This is a genomic window from Microvirga vignae (assembly GCF_001017175.1).
GTDB lineage: Bacteria > Pseudomonadota > Alphaproteobacteria > Rhizobiales > Beijerinckiaceae > Microvirga > Microvirga vignae.
This window is the reverse complement of record NZ_LCYG01000002.1, coordinates 1-15,319: the sequence shown is the minus strand read 5'-3', so window position 1 is coordinate 15,319 and position 15,319 is coordinate 1. Positions and strand designations below refer to the sequence as shown.

The 15,319-nt window shown below is 62.7% G+C and carries 17 protein-coding genes; 12 read left to right on the top strand and 5 right to left on the bottom strand.

Annotation, left to right across the window (positions count from 1 at the left end):
- Positions 1 to 23 precede the first annotated feature (23 nt).
- The 3 genes from AA309_RS00170 (at position 24) to AA309_RS00160 (ending at position 2,600) form a co-directional block, all read left to right on the top strand.
- The gene (locus AA309_RS00170; protein ID WP_047186962.1) at positions 24 to 1,304 is read left to right on the top strand and encodes an RluA family pseudouridine synthase; all 1,281 of its coding nucleotides are present in this window, start codon (positions 24 to 26) and stop codon (positions 1,302 to 1,304) included.
- 116 nt (positions 1,305 to 1,420) lie between these two features.
- The gene (locus AA309_RS00165; RefSeq protein ID WP_047186961.1) at positions 1,421 to 1,882 is read left to right on the top strand and encodes a hypothetical protein; all 462 of its coding nucleotides are present in this window, start codon (positions 1,421 to 1,423) and stop codon (positions 1,880 to 1,882) included.
- A gap of 130 nt (positions 1,883 to 2,012) precedes the next feature.
- A complete protein-coding gene (locus AA309_RS00160) occupies positions 2,013 to 2,600 on the top strand; it encodes a GNAT family N-acetyltransferase (RefSeq protein WP_047186960.1) in 588 nt (195 codons plus the stop codon).
- Positions 2,601 to 2,750: 150 nt separating this feature from the next.
- Here AA309_RS00160 and AA309_RS00155 read toward each other — a convergent pair whose 3' ends face one another.
- Positions 2,751 to 3,227 (bottom strand): 5' nucleotidase, NT5C type, encoded by a 477-nt coding sequence (locus tag AA309_RS00155; RefSeq protein WP_047186959.1) that lies wholly within the window; start codon positions 3,225 to 3,227, stop codon positions 2,751 to 2,753.
- 125 nt (positions 3,228 to 3,352) lie between these two features.
- Between AA309_RS00155 and AA309_RS00150 the strand changes: the two genes are divergently transcribed.
- Positions 3,353 to 3,628, top strand: a complete 276-nt coding sequence (locus tag AA309_RS00150) for a GNAT family N-acetyltransferase (protein ID WP_047186958.1) — start codon at positions 3,353 to 3,355, stop codon at positions 3,626 to 3,628.
- A gap of 112 nt (positions 3,629 to 3,740) precedes the next feature.
- Positions 3,741 to 5,513, top strand: coding sequence for an ATP-dependent zinc metalloprotease FtsH (ftsH, locus tag AA309_RS00145; RefSeq protein WP_244470208.1), 1,773 nt, complete (start codon positions 3,741 to 3,743; stop codon positions 5,511 to 5,513).
- An 8-nt stretch (positions 5,514 to 5,521) separates the two neighbouring features.
- Here ftsH and AA309_RS31555 read toward each other — a convergent pair whose 3' ends face one another.
- Positions 5,522 to 7,123 (bottom strand): sensor histidine kinase, encoded by a 1,602-nt coding sequence (locus AA309_RS31555; RefSeq protein ID WP_052954406.1) that lies wholly within the window; start codon positions 7,121 to 7,123, stop codon positions 5,522 to 5,524.
- A gap of 208 nt (positions 7,124 to 7,331) precedes the next feature.
- Between AA309_RS31555 and AA309_RS37120 the strand changes: the two genes are divergently transcribed.
- Genes AA309_RS37120 through AA309_RS00130 form a run of 3 tightly spaced genes read left to right on the top strand, consistent with a single transcriptional unit; the run spans position 7,332 to position 8,955 of the window.
- Entirely contained in the window at positions 7,332 to 7,457 is a 126-nt protein-coding gene (locus AA309_RS37120; RefSeq protein ID WP_280136857.1) for a hypothetical protein, read from the top strand.
- A 19-nt stretch (positions 7,458 to 7,476) separates the two neighbouring features.
- Positions 7,477 to 8,154, top strand: a complete 678-nt coding sequence (locus tag AA309_RS00135; RefSeq protein ID WP_047186957.1) for an HAD-IA family hydrolase — start codon at positions 7,477 to 7,479, stop codon at positions 8,152 to 8,154.
- An 18-nt stretch (positions 8,155 to 8,172) separates the two neighbouring features.
- Positions 8,173 to 8,955: an ATP12 family chaperone protein gene (locus AA309_RS00130; protein WP_047186956.1), complete on the top strand. Its 783-nt coding sequence runs from the start codon at positions 8,173 to 8,175 to the stop codon at positions 8,953 to 8,955.
- A gap of 55 nt (positions 8,956 to 9,010) precedes the next feature.
- Here AA309_RS00130 and AA309_RS00125 read toward each other — a convergent pair whose 3' ends face one another.
- Positions 9,011 to 9,292, bottom strand: coding sequence for a hypothetical protein (locus tag AA309_RS00125; RefSeq protein ID WP_342027913.1), 282 nt, complete (start codon positions 9,290 to 9,292; stop codon positions 9,011 to 9,013).
- Positions 9,293 to 9,543: 251 nt separating this feature from the next.
- On the opposite strand from AA309_RS00125, the gene AA309_RS00120 reads away from it, so the two are divergent.
- The gene (locus AA309_RS00120; RefSeq protein WP_047186955.1) at positions 9,544 to 11,076 is read left to right on the top strand and encodes an acyl-CoA carboxylase subunit beta; all 1,533 of its coding nucleotides are present in this window, start codon (positions 9,544 to 9,546) and stop codon (positions 11,074 to 11,076) included.
- A gap of 97 nt (positions 11,077 to 11,173) precedes the next feature.
- Positions 11,174 to 12,250, top strand: a complete 1,077-nt coding sequence (locus tag AA309_RS00115) for a PLP-dependent cysteine synthase family protein (protein WP_047186954.1) — start codon at positions 11,174 to 11,176, stop codon at positions 12,248 to 12,250.
- On the opposite strand, the gene AA309_RS00110 is transcribed toward AA309_RS00115, so the two are convergent.
- Together AA309_RS00110 and AA309_RS00105 are read right to left on the bottom strand one after the other, a co-directional pair.
- Positions 12,234 to 12,839: an alpha/beta hydrolase gene (locus tag AA309_RS00110; RefSeq protein WP_047186953.1), complete on the bottom strand. Its 606-nt coding sequence runs from the start codon at positions 12,837 to 12,839 to the stop codon at positions 12,234 to 12,236. The two genes, AA309_RS00115 and AA309_RS00110, sit on opposite strands and share 17 nt — an antisense overlap.
- A gap of 51 nt (positions 12,840 to 12,890) precedes the next feature.
- On the bottom strand, positions 12,891 to 13,820 hold the full coding sequence (locus AA309_RS00105) for a ring-cleaving dioxygenase (RefSeq protein ID WP_047186952.1): 930 nt from the start codon (positions 13,818 to 13,820) through the stop codon (positions 12,891 to 12,893).
- Positions 13,821 to 14,136: 316 nt separating this feature from the next.
- Here AA309_RS00105 and AA309_RS00100 point away from each other — a divergent pair, with 316 nt between their 5' ends.
- Entirely contained in the window at positions 14,137 to 14,550 is a 414-nt protein-coding gene (locus tag AA309_RS00100) for a hypothetical protein (RefSeq protein ID WP_047186951.1), read from the top strand.
- A 113-nt stretch (positions 14,551 to 14,663) separates the two neighbouring features.
- Positions 14,664 to 15,319: biotin carboxylase N-terminal domain-containing protein (locus AA309_RS00095; protein ID WP_047186950.1), on the top strand; the 656-nt coding region annotated here is incomplete at its 3' end.

The window sequence follows — 15,319 nt, the reverse complement described above, 5'->3', positions numbered from 1 at the left end:
GGCGCTCTGATACCCACAACCTCATGAGAAAAAGCAGTTCAGGACAGAATGGGGCCCGTGGTGGGCGGTCTGGCGCGCGGCAGGGCTTCCGCTCCCGCGAGGACAAGCCGGCGCGCAAAGGGCCTCCCAAGGGCCCTTCGACGAAGCAGCGCAGCGCAAAGCCTGCGGCCAAGAGCCGTTCCGACGAGCCTCATCGCGAGAGACCGGCGACCATGACACCAGCCGCGAGGGCACCCGCGCGGCCCACGGCCGAGGCTCCGCGCAAGCCCACGCGGGCTCAGGCCAAGGCCGCCGCTCAGGAAGTGCTGGCGACGGGCGTGCAGACGCTTGTCGTCGAGCCCGATGAGGCCGATATGCGTGTCGACCGCTTCCTGGTCGCCCGCTTCCCGCAGCTCGCCTTCACCCATATCCAGCGCATCGTCCGCAAGGGCGAACTGCGCGTCGACGGCAAGCGCGCGCAGCCCAATGACCGGCTCACCGCTGGCCAGAAGGTTCGCATTCCGCCGCTGAAGCTCGACCAGCCGCGCCCGGTGTCGCGGAGTGCGGCGAAGGACCAAAGCGACCGCGAGTTCCTGAAGTCCATCACACTCTACGAGGACAAGGATGTCCTCATCATCAACAAGCCGATGGGCTTGGCCGTGCAGGGTGGCTCGGGCACCACGCGTCACGTGGATGGCCTGCTTGAATGCATGCGCGATGCGGAAGGACAGAAGCCGCGCCTCGTGCACCGTCTCGACAAGGACACGGCGGGCTGTCTTGTCATCGCCAAGACGCGCTTTGCCGCGTCTACGATGGCGAAGTCCTTCCGTTCGCGCACCACGCGCAAGATCTATTGGGCACTGGTCGCTGGCGTGCCGCGTGTCCGCCAGGGCCGCGTCTCCACTTATCTCGCCAAGGAAGGCGAGGAGGGCGATGCGCGCATGAAGGTGGCGCGTCATGGCGATGAGGGGGCGAGCCATGCGCTCACCTATTACGCCGTGATCGATACCGCGGCGCAGAAGCTCTCCTGGCTGTCGCTGAAGCCGGTCACCGGACGCACGCATCAGCTGCGTGCGCACACGGCCCATATCGGCCATCCTATCGTTGGCGATCCGAAGTATTTCGACATCGAGAACTGGGAACTCCCGGGCGGCATCCAGAACAAGCTGCATCTGCTTGCACGGCGCATCGTGATTGCGAATCCACGAACCGGAAAACCCATCGATGTGACTGCTCCACTGCCGCCTCACATGCAACAGAGCTTCAACCTTCTCGGGTTCGATACGAGCCAGTACGATCCCATCGTCGAGGCTCCTGAGGAGTAATCCGGTCTTTCTTTTTTCGAGGCTCTTCTTGTCGCACTTTTGCCGTGGGCGAAGCGCACCATTCATTGTCTCGGTCACCCCAATGGGTGACCGGGACATTGGCAAGGAGGGGATCGATGGAACACAAAGATCTCGACTATCTCCGTAGCGTTGCCGACATTCAGCCGAAGCCATTGACCCGGCAGGAACGGCTGGATCGCTGGATCAGCCTCCTCGAGCGCGATCCGACACGGCGTCTGAACTCCCTGGGCGAAATCGAATACAAGCCTCCAGCAGAACGGGCTCTGGTTCGGGAGGATAACTCCCCCCTGACGGTGGCCTATGATGATCCGATCCTGCGGACGGATGGGCTTGAGAGCGACAAGCTCGGCGATGCCATGCGGTATTTCGGGCTCTCCGATGGGCAGGCACATTACGCTTTGTGCTCATGCCTGAGCGGACAGGTGGCGGAATCCGGGACCTTCGCGCGACGCTTGCGCAACGTGACAGGCGACGTGGCCTGGCAACAGGCTATCGGAGCCTGGGCTCTGGCCGGTTTGGCGGTGGGCCTGCCGGCCATCGTCTACCTGCTGAGCTGAGCGAATAAGGCCGAGTTGCTCCCACGACCGGGGACAGCCTACTTTCCCCGGTCGGTGATGTTTGACTGTTGCCGCATGCTCGACAATGAATGGCGAAGCTTAGCTTTAAAAGCGCAAAGGCCCTTCGACCATGCTTCACATCGAGCCTGTAATCCTCTCGTCCGACCGGCTTATTCTCCGTCCCTTGAGTCTCCACGACGTTCCGGCGCTCGGCCACGCCGCCAACGATGGAGCCTTGTGGGAGAAAAGGACGACCACAGTGCCGAGGCCGGAAGGCTTCGGGGAGTATGTGCGCAAGGCGCTTGACCTGCAGGTTGCGGGCCTCGCGCTGCCTTTTGTGACAATCGTGAAGGACGGCGATCAGGCCGTGGGCTCGACCCGTTTCATGAACATCGATGCCGCCAATCATCGGGTCGAGATCGGCACGACCTGGATCGCAAGATCCTGGCAGCGGACCTTCGTGAACACGCACGCGAAGTATCTCATGCTCCGACATGCTTTCGAGGTCCTGGGCTGTATCGCGGTGGAGATCCGTACCCACTCGCAAAACGATCAGTCGCGTGCTGCCATCGAACGCCTCGGAGCCAAGCTCGATGGCATCCTGCGCCGTCACATGATCATGCCCGACGGGCATATTCGCGACACCGCCGTCTACAGCATCATCCGGGAGGAGTGGCCTGAGGTGAAGGCGCGCCTGGAGCAGAGGCTGGCCGACTAGAGCATCAGACCCAAAAGTGGAGGCCACTTTTGGGATTCGATCCGATACGACTCCTGTGATGGGTGCATCGTTGGGTACGAACCGGAGGTCCACGTCAGCGACCCGAAGGGCCACGCCATTGAAAACCGGGACCCCTTTCCGCACGATGCGCTAAGTCTTCGGCAGAAAGCCATGCTCACGCAGCTGGCGGATCGAGCTGGCTGCGTTCCTATGGTGGATGAAAATGCCGCCGACGCCTTCCCAAAGATGGCGGTATTTGTCTCTGTCGTCGACGAGAGCATCGCCATGCCGGCAGTATTCGCGCTTCAGCGCTGCCGTGGTGGTGATGACTTCCACGCCCGGAAAGTGCCGCTCGGCCCAGCGACGCTTCTGCGGCTCGGCCCAGTTGCCCCGGGGCAGACCAGTCAGGATCACCGGATCGAGGTGGCGGACCGCCTCGAACAGTTCCAGGGCATCGGGGAGCAGATCGAGCGTGTTGAAGAAATCCTCCGTCACGGCCAGCTCCGCCCAGAACCGTTTGAGGCCGAACCGGTGCTCATACTCACCAGGAGGCATCCCGAAAACTCGCGCTGCTCCTTTGTCGAAATCCGCGAGAACGCCGTCGCAATCGAGAAAGACGGTAGGCATGGATGACAACCTCCTGCTCATCGAAACAGGAGGGGCCCACGGTTGTTCCTCAAGCCTCGCTGTTCCCGGAACGCGCGTTGCGGCGTAACGTTGTCCCCGTGAGCGTGAATCGAAGGAGTTGAAGAATGGGCAGCGCTATTCGCGATAACGCAGCCGGTCACCGTTTCGAGCTCGAGCGCAACGGGCATGTGGCTTTTGCGAATTATGAGCGCCGTGGCACGTCCCTCGTCATTCGGCATGTCGAGGCCGCTCTCCCGCTGCGTGGCACAGGGGCTGCCGGCGAACTGATGCAAGGTGTTGCCGAGATTGCTCGTGCCGAGGGCAGGAAGATCACACCTCTTTGCGGCTACGCTTATGCGTGGCTGCGCCGGCACAAGGAATATCGGGATCTGCTGAACTGATTTGCCGCCCTTTCCATTCTGGGTGTGCCCTTTCGCCGTACTGCGGACTGCGTCAAAAACGACTACAGGTCGGGCTTCGACGATAAGAAACGAAGTCCACAAGGGGGCGTCCGTGTCCAGTGTGATCGAGAAAGCAAGACAGCTCTTGCGCAGGAAAAGCGTGGCTATCACGGCTGCCGTTCTGGCGCTGGCCGTGGTCGCAGGTGCCGTATCCGCGCCCTTCTTCCTATCCGAGAAGGTCCACGAGATCGCCTATTCCGACTTCTCCCGCGAATTGGAAGCCGGCAAGGTTCGCAAGGTTCAGGTGCACGACGGAGGCCTTTCTGTTTGGATCGCGGACCAGGAAGCCTTCGTGCGGCTGCCGAGCTCGCTGCTGAGTGCTCAAACCGTTGACCGGGCGACCGCCCTCGGCGCCCAGGTGGATTTCAAGCCGTCCGGCATCGATGCATCGCATGCGGCGAGTTTCGTGATCTCGCTGATCATGGTGGCTGCGGTGCTGGCACTCGTCGCCGTTCAGGTCGATTTCAAACCGACCAATCGCTGGCCGCGTGCGGTCAAGAACATTCCGGACCGCTTCGATAACGTGGCAGGCCAGGAGGAGGCAAAGGCCGAGCTGCAGGAGGTGATCGCCTTCCTGCGCAACACCCAGGCCTTTGAGACCGTGGGGGCGCGCATCCCACGCGGCGTACTGATGGTCGGCCCGCCCGGAACGGGCAAGACGCTCATCGCCAAGGCGCTGGCAGGCGAAGCTGGCGTGTCCTTCATGGCCGTGTCGGGCAGCGACTTCTCGGCTCCTCTGATCGGCATCGCCAAAAGCCGCGTGTCCAAGCTGTTCGATCAGGCCCGCCGGCGTGCGCCGTGCCTGGTCTTCATCGACGAGATCGATGCTATCGGCCGCAAACGCGGTGGCGGCAGCTCGGCGGCGGATCGCGAGTTCGAGTCGACGCTCAACCAGCTCCTCGTCGAGATGGACGGCTTCAACACCACTTCGGGTGTGATCGTGATCGGCGCCACGAACCGGGTCGATGTGCTCGATCCTGCGCTGTTGCGCCCCGGCCGCTTCGACCGGCAGGTGCATATCGGGCTTCCCGACATCAATGGCCGCGAGGCGATCCTGGCCGTGCATGCCCGTAACGTGAAGCTGGCAGCGAGTGTGGACCTTGCCTCCATTGCTCGGGGCACCCCCGGCTTTTCCGGTGCCGATCTGGGCAACCTTCTCAACGAGGCGGCGATCTTCGCCGCACGCGACGGCGTGGCTGAGATCAACCGCGATCATCTGGAGGCGGCCCGCAACAAGATCATCATGGGCCTTGAGCGCCGCTCGCTCGTGATCACCAGCGAGGAGCGCAGGCTTGTGGCCGTGCACGAGGCGGGACACGCCCTCTGCGCCTGCCTGACGCCGGGTTCCGACAAGGTGCACAGCGCCACCATCGTCCCGCATGGGCAGGCCCTCGGCCTCGTCATGCGCCTGCCGGAGAATGACCGCTACTGCATCCCCGTGGAGAAGCTCGAGGCCGATCTCATCGTCGCCATGGGCGGGCGCGCGGCTGAAGAAGTTGTCTTCGGTCCTCGCAAGGTCACGACGGGTGCGGCGAGCGATATCGCTCACGCCACCAACATCGCAACCCGCATGGTCACCGAATGGGGCATGAGCCCCACCATCGGCATGGTGAAGGTGGCGCGCTCGGGCGAGAGCTTCCCTCGCGAGGTCGAGCAGGAAATCCGCCGGATCATCGAAGAGATGTATGCGACCGCCAAAGCCTGCATCGAGGACAACCGCGAGGCGCTGGACGCCTTGGTCGATGCGCTCCTGGAGCATGAGACCATCGAGGGCGACGAAGTCCGCCGAATCGTCTCCTTGAGCGAAAGGCGGCTCGCCGCCTGATCGGGCTTTCAGCTATCCGTCAGGGGAGCGTTGATCGTGCAGACGACCCCTGACGGCGCAAAGGTGATCCCCACCGAGCCGTTGAGCTCCTGAGCCAAGCTGCGTTCGATGAGCCGGGTGCCGAAGCCCCGGCGCTGCGGCTCGATCACAGATGGGCCGTCCATTTCCGTCCAAACCATCCTGAGGTGCGGTGCGCCCTCCTGGTCCTTCATGGTCCACTCAATCGCAACGCGTCCGGTCTCGTTCGACAAGGCGCCATACTTGGCCGCGTTGGTGCCGAGCTCCTGGATCGCCATGGCAATAGCGAGCGCGATGCGCGGCGGCAGGCGAATGTCGTCGCCTGAAACTTCGAAGCGGTCGTCTCTGCCTCCCTCGAACGGCTCGATGGCATGAGCAACCACCTCACGTAAGTAGGCACCGTCCCAGTTCTCGCGGGTGAGAATGTCGTGAGCGCGGGAGAGGGCAAATAGGCGCCCCTCGACCGCATCCCGGGCTTCCATGGCTGTGCCCGCGTTGCGCAGGCTCTGGGTGACGATGGATTGTACGGTGGTGAGGGTGTTCTTCACCCGGTGATTGAGCTCGTTGATCAGCAGCTGCTGATGCTCCTCCGCCCTCTTGCGATCCGTGATATCGAGCGCCACCCCGACCGCGCGGCCCGGCACGCCGTTCTCGATATCCAGCAACTCCGCCCGAAGCAGAAGCCAACGCTTCGAACCATCAGGCAAGATGATCTCCAGCTCCGTTTCGGCGAAGCGGTCGCCCCGGGCCAGGGCCTTCCTCGCCACACGATGCAGGTTCTTCCTCTGGCCTGGAGCATAGCGGCTCCCGATTTCCTCCGAAGAGGGAGAGGCGTCCGGCGGAAAACCGAGGAGTCGGTTCAGTTCCGGCGAGGTCGTGATCGTGTTCGTTGCTATGTGCGACTCCCAGATCGCCATGCGTCCTGCATCGATGGCCAGACGCAGCCGGGCTTCGCTTTCCGCAAGAGCGGCTTGCGACTTCTTGATGTCCGTGAGGTCCGAGGCGAGCACATAAAATCCCGCGACGCTGCCGTCCTCTCGTTGATCGGGAATGTATTCTGATTTCACGAAGCGAAGGCCGCCAGGAAAGTGCGCCCACCACTCGTGCCCGCTACGCTTGCCGGCGAGAGCAGCCTCGATGAAGGGTTTCGCCCGGCTATACGTCTGTTCGCCGACCGCATCACGCAGATGAACCCCGAAAAAATCTTTCGGACGGCGGCAAAACCAAGTTTCATAGGCCCTGTTGTTGAAACGGTAGCGCTGATCCGCATCCACATAGGCGATCAGGGCCGGCAGGCTGTCGGCGATCTGACGGAGCTTCTTTTCGCTCGCACGCGCTCTGGTTTCGCTCTCTCGTAACTGCTTCTCACTTGCCTGGAGGGAGGTGCGTGAGTCCTGCAGCGTCTCGATGCGAGATGCGGCAGAGGACATCTCCTGCGCGTGCTCACGGTCCTGCGCTTCGTGTCGAAGCGATGCCGCATGGGACAGTATGCTTTGGTCACGCAGCTTGGCGCGGAGCTCACGGTTGTCCTGCTCCAGCTCCTCGATCCGCTGCAGAAGAGCATCCATGTTCAGGGTTTCAGGCGTGTCCATTGTCTCGTTATGCCTGGGAGCTTGGCTGGTCCGTGGGAGATAGAGCTCAGTCAACGAGCGACGAGGCCGGAAAGATCAATGTAGGATCTTTTTCCGAATGCGGCTCGCTTGAACCTCTATGGCGAATTCGTGTCAAAGAAGGCTCGGCCTTCTGGTCTGAGCCGGATTTATTGAATAAGGTACCGGCTCAAAACAGGGGCATCGGGTTATGAAGCATTTCCTTCAGGCCGCTTTCGTGATCGGCGTCGGGCTGCTGGCTACGGCCTGCGACAAGTGCGGCAACTGGAACATCAACACTCCCAAGATCTGCCACGGCGCCGGGCCGCAGGGTTAAAGAAGCACGGGAGTATCCGTTGAAGCTCATTCTCTTCGACGTCGACGGCACGCTGGTCGACAGCCAGAACATCATTGTGGCCTCCATTCGCGGGGCATACCGCGCCTATGGCATGGAGCCGCCGGGCCGGGAGAAGTCGCTCTCCATCGTTGGCCTGTCTCTCGTCGAGGCTTTCAAGGTGCTGGCCGGCCCCGATGCGCCGGTTGAAGGCATGGCTCAGGCGTACAAGGATGCCTACAACGTCCTGCGCCTTGATCCGGCCAACGATGCGCCGCTCTTTCCGGGGGCGAGCGAATGCATTGAGCGGCTGAAAAGCCGTGACGATGTTCTGCTCGGCCTTGCGACCGGCAAGTCCCGCAAGGGCGTGGTACAGCTGATCGAGCGGCATGGCTGGGAGGGCGTGTTCTCCACTATCCAGACGGCGGACGATGCGCCCTCGAAGCCTCATCCGGCGATGATCCTCCAGGCGATGGAGGAGCTTGGCGTGGTGCAGGAAGAGACGGTGATGATCGGCGATTCCAGCTACGACATGGCCATGGCAAAATCCGCCAGTGTTCTGCCGATTGGCGTCTCCTGGGGGTTCCAGCCGGTAGATCTGTTGTGGGAAACGGGGGCTCGCCACATCGTCGATTCTTATGCGGAGCTTGAGCCGGCCCTGCGGGCTTTCTTGTCCGAGCCCTCGTATCTTCCGGCCTGAGCGCCTATCTCGTCTCTCATGACAGATCCACGCGACTGGTTCCCATCACAGGACGAACCCAACCCGATGCGGGCGGCTCAGGCCGGCATGAAGCCGACGCTGCCCAAGCGCTTCTACACGGAGGCCGGCGTCGAGGAGAGGGACGGCCTGTTCCACCTTACCCTCGACGGACGTGGCGCCAAGACGCCGGGCAAACAGGCGTTGGCCGTGCCTTCCCGCGCCCTTGCCGAGGCGATGGCCCAGGAATGGGCGGAGCAAGGGCCGGAAATCGACCCGTCCACCATGCCTATCACCCGCATCGTCAACTCCGCCATTGACGGCGTCTCGCCGCGGCACGCGGAGGTGGTGGACGATCTTGTCCGCTATGTGGGGTCCGACCTGATCTACTACCGCGTCAGCGAACCGGCGCGGCTCGTCCAATCGCAGGATGCGGCCTGGAATCCCATTCTCGACTGGGCCAGGGACACCCACGGGGCGCGCTTTACTCTGGCCGAAGGCGTGATGCATGTGACGCAGCCGGAGGAGGCGATTGCCGCTGTGCGCGCGGCGGTCGAGCGGATCGCTTCGCCTTTCGCGCTCGCCGCTCTCCACGTGATGACGACGCTCTCCGGCTCCGTGCTGATCGCACTCGCCCATGCCTATGGCGAGCTCGATGCGGATCAGGCCTGGGCGGCCGCCCATGTGGACGAGCTCTACCAGGAAAGCGTCTGGGGTGAGGACTACGAGGCCATGGAGCGCCGCCGACGGCGCGAGGCCGATTTCAGGGCAGCCTCTGAGGTCTTCCGCCTCGTTGGCTTTTAAGGGAAAAAGCCGCCGGAGTGGGGAGCGCCAGCGGCTTTGTTGCGTCTGGAGGCTTTCAAGCGCGCTTGAAACTGATGCCACACTTCTTCTGAATGGAGGCCTGCTCGATGGCCAGCATCTGGCCCTTGAGGTTGGCCAGTTCTGCCGTCCTGGCGTTGTCACCGCCCACGAAGAAAGCGGCCGGCCAGAAGATGACGACGGCGGCCGTGGTGGCCACCACGTCCTTGGTATGCTGGGAATTCTGGGCACCAGCGGCAGCCGCAGCGGCGGCGCTGACCCGCTGGGCCTCCATGCTCAGCTCACGGCAGCTGTAGCTCGAATAGGCGGCGGTCGACACGTACTAGGCCGACACATCCTCCGAGCGACTAGCGCAGCCGGCCGCCGAGAGGGAGAGGGCGGTGGCAAGGGAGGCGAGGGTCTGGGTAGTCTTCACTGGGTGCTCCGTTCTAATGTTATTGCATTTAGGTTCTAAGAGGCCGAGGCTTGGCTGTAAAGTGCGGCGGAGCACACTCCCATAGTGGGATTTTGAGGCGCTTACGGCTGTGCTAAGCGGAAGGCCAACATTCCTCCCGGCACCAGGGATCACCCATGAAAGACATTCTCGAACGGCTTGAAGAGCGGCGGGCTCAGGCCCGCCTCGGCGGCGGCGAAAAGCGCATCGCCGCGCAGCATGCCCGAGGCAAGCTCACGGCGCGGGAGCGCATCGAACTCCTGCTCGATAAGGGCTCGTTCGAGGAGTTCGACATGTTCGTCGAGCACCGCTCCAGCGATTTCGGCATGGAAAAGGTGAAGATTCCCGGCGACGGCGTCGTGACCGGTTGGGGTACGGTGAACGGCCGCACGGTCTTTGTCTTCGCCAAGGACTTCACGGTCTTCGGCGGCTCGCTCTCCGAGGCCCACGCCCAGAAGATTACCAAGATTCAGGACATGGCCCTGAAGATGCGCGCCCCCATCGTAGGCCTGTTCGATGCGGGCGGTGCGCGCATCCAGGAGGGTGTGGCGGCGCTCGGCGGCTATGGCGAGGTGTTCAAGCGCAATGTGATCGCCTCAGGCGTCATTCCGCAGATCTCGGTAATCATGGGACCCTGCGCGGGTGGCGACGTCTATTCGCCCGCCATGACCGACTTCATCTTCATGGTGCGCGACCGCTCTTACATGTTCGTGACCGGCCCCGACGTGGTGAAGACCGTCACCAACGAGACCGTGACCTCGGAGGAGCTCGGCGGCGCGAAGGTTCATACCACCAAGTCCTCGGTGGCGGATGGCGCTTACGACAACGACGTGGAGGCGCTGCTGCAGGTACGTCGCTTGCTCGACTTCCTGCCCGCCAACAACATGGACGGCGTGCCGGAAATCCCGAGCTTCGACGATCCCAACCGCACGGACGACAGCCTCGACACGCTGATCCCGGACAATCCGAACAAGCCCTACGACATGAAGGAGCTGATCCTGAAGGTCGTGGACGAGGGCGATTTCTTCGAGCTCCAGGAATCCTACGCCAGGAACATCATCACCGGCTTCGGCCGCATCGAGGGCCGCACGGTGGGCATCGTCGCCAACCAGCCGACGGTGCTCGCGGGCGTGCTCGACTCGGATGCTTCCCGCAAGGCCGCGCGCTTCGTGCGCTTCTGCGATGCCTTCAATATCCCGATCGTCACCTTCGAGGACGTGCCGGGCTTCCTGCCGGGCACGGCGCAGGAGTACGGCGGCCTCATCAAGCACGGCGCGAAGCTGCTGTTCGCCTATTCCGAGGCCACCGTGCCGCTGGTGACGGTGATCACGCGAAAGGCCTTCGGCGGCGCATATGACGTGATGGCCTCCAAGCACATCGGCGGCGATGTCAATTACGCCTGGCCCACGGCCCAGATCGCGGTGATGGGCGCGAAAGGCGCGGTGGAAATCATCTTCCGTCAGGACCTCGGCGACCAGGAGAAGATCGCCGCCCGCACCAAGGAATACGAAGACCGCTTCATGTCACCCTTCGTCGCCGCCGAGCGCGGCTACGTTGACGAGGTGATCATGCCGCATTCGACAAGGCGACGGATCGCACGTGCGCTCGCCATGTTGCGGCAGAAGGAGACCGAGCGTCCCTGGAAGAAGCACGACAATATTCCACTCTAAGGCTTATACCCATCCAGCGAAACGGGCCCGAGACGAGTCGACTTCCGCCCGGGCTTTGTTTTATGGGTGGCTTAGTCACTGTCCGGATGCCTCACCCATGTCCTGCGACCGCTCCTGGGTCTCCAACGCCATCAAGATCATCGAGGCGGATTTCAACCGCTCGTCGGATACGCATCTGCTGCGCGTGCCGCTGCCGGCGGTGCCGGGCGTGTCGCTTTATCTGAAGGATGAATCGACCCATCCGTCGGGAAGCCTCAAGCACCGGCTGGCGCGGTCGCTGTTCCTCTATGGGCTGTGCAACGGCTGGATCGGGCCGAGCACGACGATCGTCGAGGCGTCGAGCGGATCGACGGCTGTGTCGGAAGCCTACTTCGCGCGGATGCTGGGCTTGCGCTTCATCGCCGTGATGCCGCGTTCCACCTCGGCCGAGAAGATCGCGCAGATCGCCTTCTATGGCGGCGAGAGCCATTTCGTGGATTCTCCCGCAGCGATGTACGAGGAGAGCGCGCGGCTGGCAGCCGAGCTCGGCGGCCATTACATGGACCAGTTCACCTATGCCGAGCGGGCGACGGACTGGCGCGGCAACAACAACATCGCAGAATCCATCTTCAGCCAGATGGCGCAGGAGGAATATCCGGTGCCGAGATGGATCGTGGTCGGTGCGGGCACCGGCGGCACCTCGGCGACGCTCGGGCGCTACATCCGCTATCGCCGCCTGCCGACGAAGCTGTGTCTTGCCGATCCGGAAGCGTCCGTCTTCCACCGGCATCTCGCCGACCGCAGCGTGTGCAATACCTGCGAGCCGCCCTCCGTGATCGAAGGCATCGGTCGTCCGCGCTGCGAGCCGTCCTTCGTGCCCGAACTCATCGACCGCGCTTACGCCGTGCCGGATGCAGCGAGCATCGCGGCGGCCCGCGTTCTCTCTCATCGCATCGGCCGTTCCTGCGGCGGCTCGACGGGCACAAATCTCTGGGCCGTGGCGCAGCTCATCGGCGAGATGGTGCTGCGCGGGGAGAAGGGCTCCGTCGTGACGCTTCTGTGCGATTCAGGCGACCGCTATCGCAGCACGCATTTCAACGATGACTGGCTGAAAGAACGCGGCATCGACATCAAGCCTGCGGAAGAAGCGATGGATCGCTTCTTCGAGACGGGTGTTCTCACGCAAGCCACTTGAGCAGCAGCTGAAGATCGGTTTGCGACAGGCCGTGGCCGGTCGGCAGCGTTTCGTGCTGAACATCAGCGCCCGATGAGGCAAGCGATGCGGCGAGACGCGCGGAATTATCGACTGGAATGATCGGATCCATCTGGCCCGACACCATCAGCACGCGCTTGCCGGCGAGATCCGTCTTCGGGGCATCGCTGAGCGGCACCATGGCGCGCAGGAGCGCTGCTCCGGCCAGTGCCTCCGGCCGCAGCATCAGCATGGCGGCTGCGATATTCGCGCCGTTGGAAAAGCCCAGCGCAATCGGAGCCCCAAGGCCGTACGCGTCCCGAGCCTCGGCAACGAAATCCGCCAACTCGTTGGCACGAAAGCGCACATCTTCCTCGTCGAAAACGCCTTCCGCCAAGCGGCGGAAGAAACGTGGCATGCCATTCTCCAGGATCTTGCCGCGCGGGGAGAGCAGGGCGGATCCGGGAGAGACCATGCGGCCCAAGTTGATCAAGTCGTTCTCGTCGCCTCCGGTGCCGTGAAGCAGCAGCAGTGGCGGGTGCCCCTGGTCGGTCGCGGGCTCGTAGCGATGGATGAAGGAGAGTTCGGTCATCGGGGTGCTTTCTCCCTCTCCCGACGTGTGGTCGGGAGAGGGTTCAGGGTTTTAGGCCAGTTCAGGCAGATGGGCTTCGATCTTCGGACGACTCGGCTCGAGGAAGGCGGGGAGCTTCAGCTCGCTGCCCAATCGATCCTCCGCCTCGTCGGCCGCAAAGCCGGGGCCATCTGTGGCGATCTCGAAGAGAATGCCGTTCGGCTCGCGGAAATAGACGGAGCGGAAGTAGTTACGGTCCTTCTGCTCGGTGGTGTGGAGGCCGTGCTTTTCCGCAAGCTTCTTCACCATCTCTTCCTGGTCCGCATCGTCGGCCGCACGAAAGGCGACATGATGGACCGAGCCTCCGCCCATGCGTCCCGGCAGGAAGCCGCCGACGCTTCGGATATCGACCGTGCTGCCGATGGTGGCATCGCTCCTGTAGCGCACGAGAGAGCCCTCACGCGCCACTTCGCTAAAGCCGAAGACGTCGGTGAGGATCGCGCCCGTCGGCTCGCCGTTCTCGACGAGCAGAGTGACGCCTTCGAGGCCGCGGATCGCATGCTCGGTCGGGATCTCGCCCTCCGTCCAGGCGTCCTCTTTGCCGGCATCGGCAACGCCCACAAGAGACAGGCTCGTGCCGTGCGGATCCTTGAAGGTCAGGACGCTCTGGCCGAAGCGCTTCTCCAGCGCGCCATGCTCGACACCCTGCTCGATGAAGCGGTGCGTCCAGTAGCCGAGGGCGCTCTCCGGTACGCGGAAAGCAGTCTCGGAGGTCGAGCCCACGCCCGTGCGCCCCGGAGCAACATGCTCCCAGGGAAAGAAGGTGAGGATCGAGCCCGGGTTGCCGTGGCTGTCGCCGAAATAGAAGTGGTAGGTGCCGGGATCATCGAAGTTCACCGTCTTCTTGACGAGTCGCAGGCCGAGAACCCGGGTATAGAAATCGAGGTTGCGACGGGCCGGACCCGCAATGGCGGTGACGTGATGAATGCCGTGGTGCCGCATGGTTATGTTCCTTAACGGAGGACGCGACAATCGCGCCGCATGCCTGCGACATAGGTACCACCGCTGTTAGAAGAAGTGCGGAAAGGGCAACCTTGCGGGATTGCAAGAGTAAAGGGCTCTCACGACGAAAGCCGTGCCGTTGCTGGCGAATTCGCTGCTGAAAGAATCCGGCAACCAAAAAGTCTCAACAAGGCTTAACCTCAACAACGATTCAGAATTGCGCGTTAACGGTTTCGGGCCTGCCCCCGTGTGAAAGTCATCTCCACACAAGAGATCAACCGGCTGTCTAAAGTAAAAGCCGAGGGGAGCCATAGGGATGTTGAAGAATAGTCTTCGCGATTTCATCGATAGCGCGGTAGAGCGTAACTTTATTTCTTCCGATGACGTGAAGAGGCTCACGGGTGAGGTTCTGGGCGAGGGCATCACCAGTCGCCTGGAGGTGGAGTCACTCCTGGCGCTCGACCGAATGATCGAAGCCGAGGAGAGCTGGGGCACGGCGCTGACCAAACTCGTCGTCGATTTCTTGGTCTGGAAGCGGGCGCCGCATGGGGTGGTGAGCAATGAGGATGCTCTTTGGCTGGCGACCGTGCTCGAGGTCAGCGGTCCGAGCCGCAATGCCATGAACATCGCCTATGCCATCCTGGACGAGGCAGGTTATGTGGATGTCGCGCTCCTCGATTTCATCATGCGAGGACGCCAGCAGGCGCGCTTAAACCTCATAGCTGCCTAAGAGCCGAGCCTTCGGTCTAACCTAAATGCTAAATCCGGCCCCGCTTCCCGAATGCACCGATGTGCAGTAACGGAGTGGGGCTTAAGTTTTTAAGGGTGGAGCATCCGAGGCTCATGTTCGACAAGATCCTGATTGCGAACCGTGGCGAGATTGCGTGCCGTGTGATCAAGACCGCCCGACGAATGGGCATCAAAACGGTCGCTGTCTATTCCGATGCCGACAAGGATGCGCTCCACGTGGAAATGGCCGATGAGGCCGTCCATATCGGTCCCGCCGCTGCCGCTCAATCCTACCTGGTGATCGAGAAGATCATTGAGGCCTGCAAGAAGACCGGTGCCCAGGCGGTCCACCCTGGCTACGGCTTCCTCTCCGAGCGAGAGGCCTTCCCCAAGGCGCTTGCCGATGCCGGCATCGTCTTCATCGGTCCCAACCCCGGCGCCATTGCCGCCATGGGCGACAAGATCGAGTCGAAGAAGGCGGCCGCTTCCGCAAAGGTCTCCACGGTGCCAGGTTATCTTGGCGTCATCGAGGGACCGGAGCAGGCGGTGCAGATCGCCAACGAGATCGGCTACCCGGTGATGATCAAGGCCTCCGCCGGGGGCGGCGGCAAGGGCATGCGCATCGCCTATTCGGCGGACGAGGTGGCCGAAGGCTTCGCCCGCGCCAAGTCGGAAGCGGCCTCGTCCTTCGGTGACGACCGCGTCTTCATTGAGAAGTTCATCACCGATCCGCGCCACATCGAAATCCAGGTGCTCGGCGACAAGCACGG

Excerpts from the sequence above, each read along its gene's own strand:
- AA309_RS37120 (WP_280136857.1), top strand. The coding sequence starts at position 7,332 with ATGAAGCATTTCCTTCAGGCCGCTTTCGTGATCGGCGTCGGGCTGCTG.
- AA309_RS00160 (WP_047186960.1), top strand. The coding sequence starts at position 2,013 with ATGCTTCACATCGAGCCTGTAATCCTCTCGTCCGACCGGCTTATTCTC.
- AA309_RS31555 (WP_052954406.1), bottom strand. The coding sequence starts at position 7,123 with ATGGACACGCCTGAAACCCTGAACATGGATGCTCTTCTGCAGCGGATC.
- AA309_RS00105 (WP_047186952.1), bottom strand. The coding sequence starts at position 13,820 with ATGCGGCACCACGGCATTCATCACGTCACCGCCATTGCGGGTCCGGCC.
- AA309_RS00120 (WP_047186955.1), top strand. The coding sequence starts at position 9,544 with ATGAAAGACATTCTCGAACGGCTTGAAGAGCGGCGGGCTCAGGCCCGC.
- AA309_RS00130 (WP_047186956.1), top strand. The coding sequence starts at position 8,173 with ATGACAGATCCACGCGACTGGTTCCCATCACAGGACGAACCCAACCCG.
- AA309_RS00110 (WP_047186953.1), bottom strand. The coding sequence starts at position 12,839 with ATGACCGAACTCTCCTTCATCCATCGCTACGAGCCCGCGACCGACCAG.
- AA309_RS00155 (WP_047186959.1), bottom strand. The coding sequence starts at position 3,227 with ATGCCTACCGTCTTTCTCGATTGCGACGGCGTTCTCGCGGATTTCGAC.
- AA309_RS00150 (WP_047186958.1), top strand. The coding sequence starts at position 3,353 with ATGGGCAGCGCTATTCGCGATAACGCAGCCGGTCACCGTTTCGAGCTC.
- AA309_RS00100 (WP_047186951.1), top strand. The coding sequence starts at position 14,137 with ATGTTGAAGAATAGTCTTCGCGATTTCATCGATAGCGCGGTAGAGCGT.
- AA309_RS00165 (WP_047186961.1), top strand. The coding sequence starts at position 1,421 with ATGGAACACAAAGATCTCGACTATCTCCGTAGCGTTGCCGACATTCAG.
- AA309_RS00115 (WP_047186954.1), top strand. The coding sequence starts at position 11,174 with ATGTCCTGCGACCGCTCCTGGGTCTCCAACGCCATCAAGATCATCGAG.
- AA309_RS00170 (WP_047186962.1), top strand. The coding sequence starts at position 24 with ATGAGAAAAAGCAGTTCAGGACAGAATGGGGCCCGTGGTGGGCGGTCT.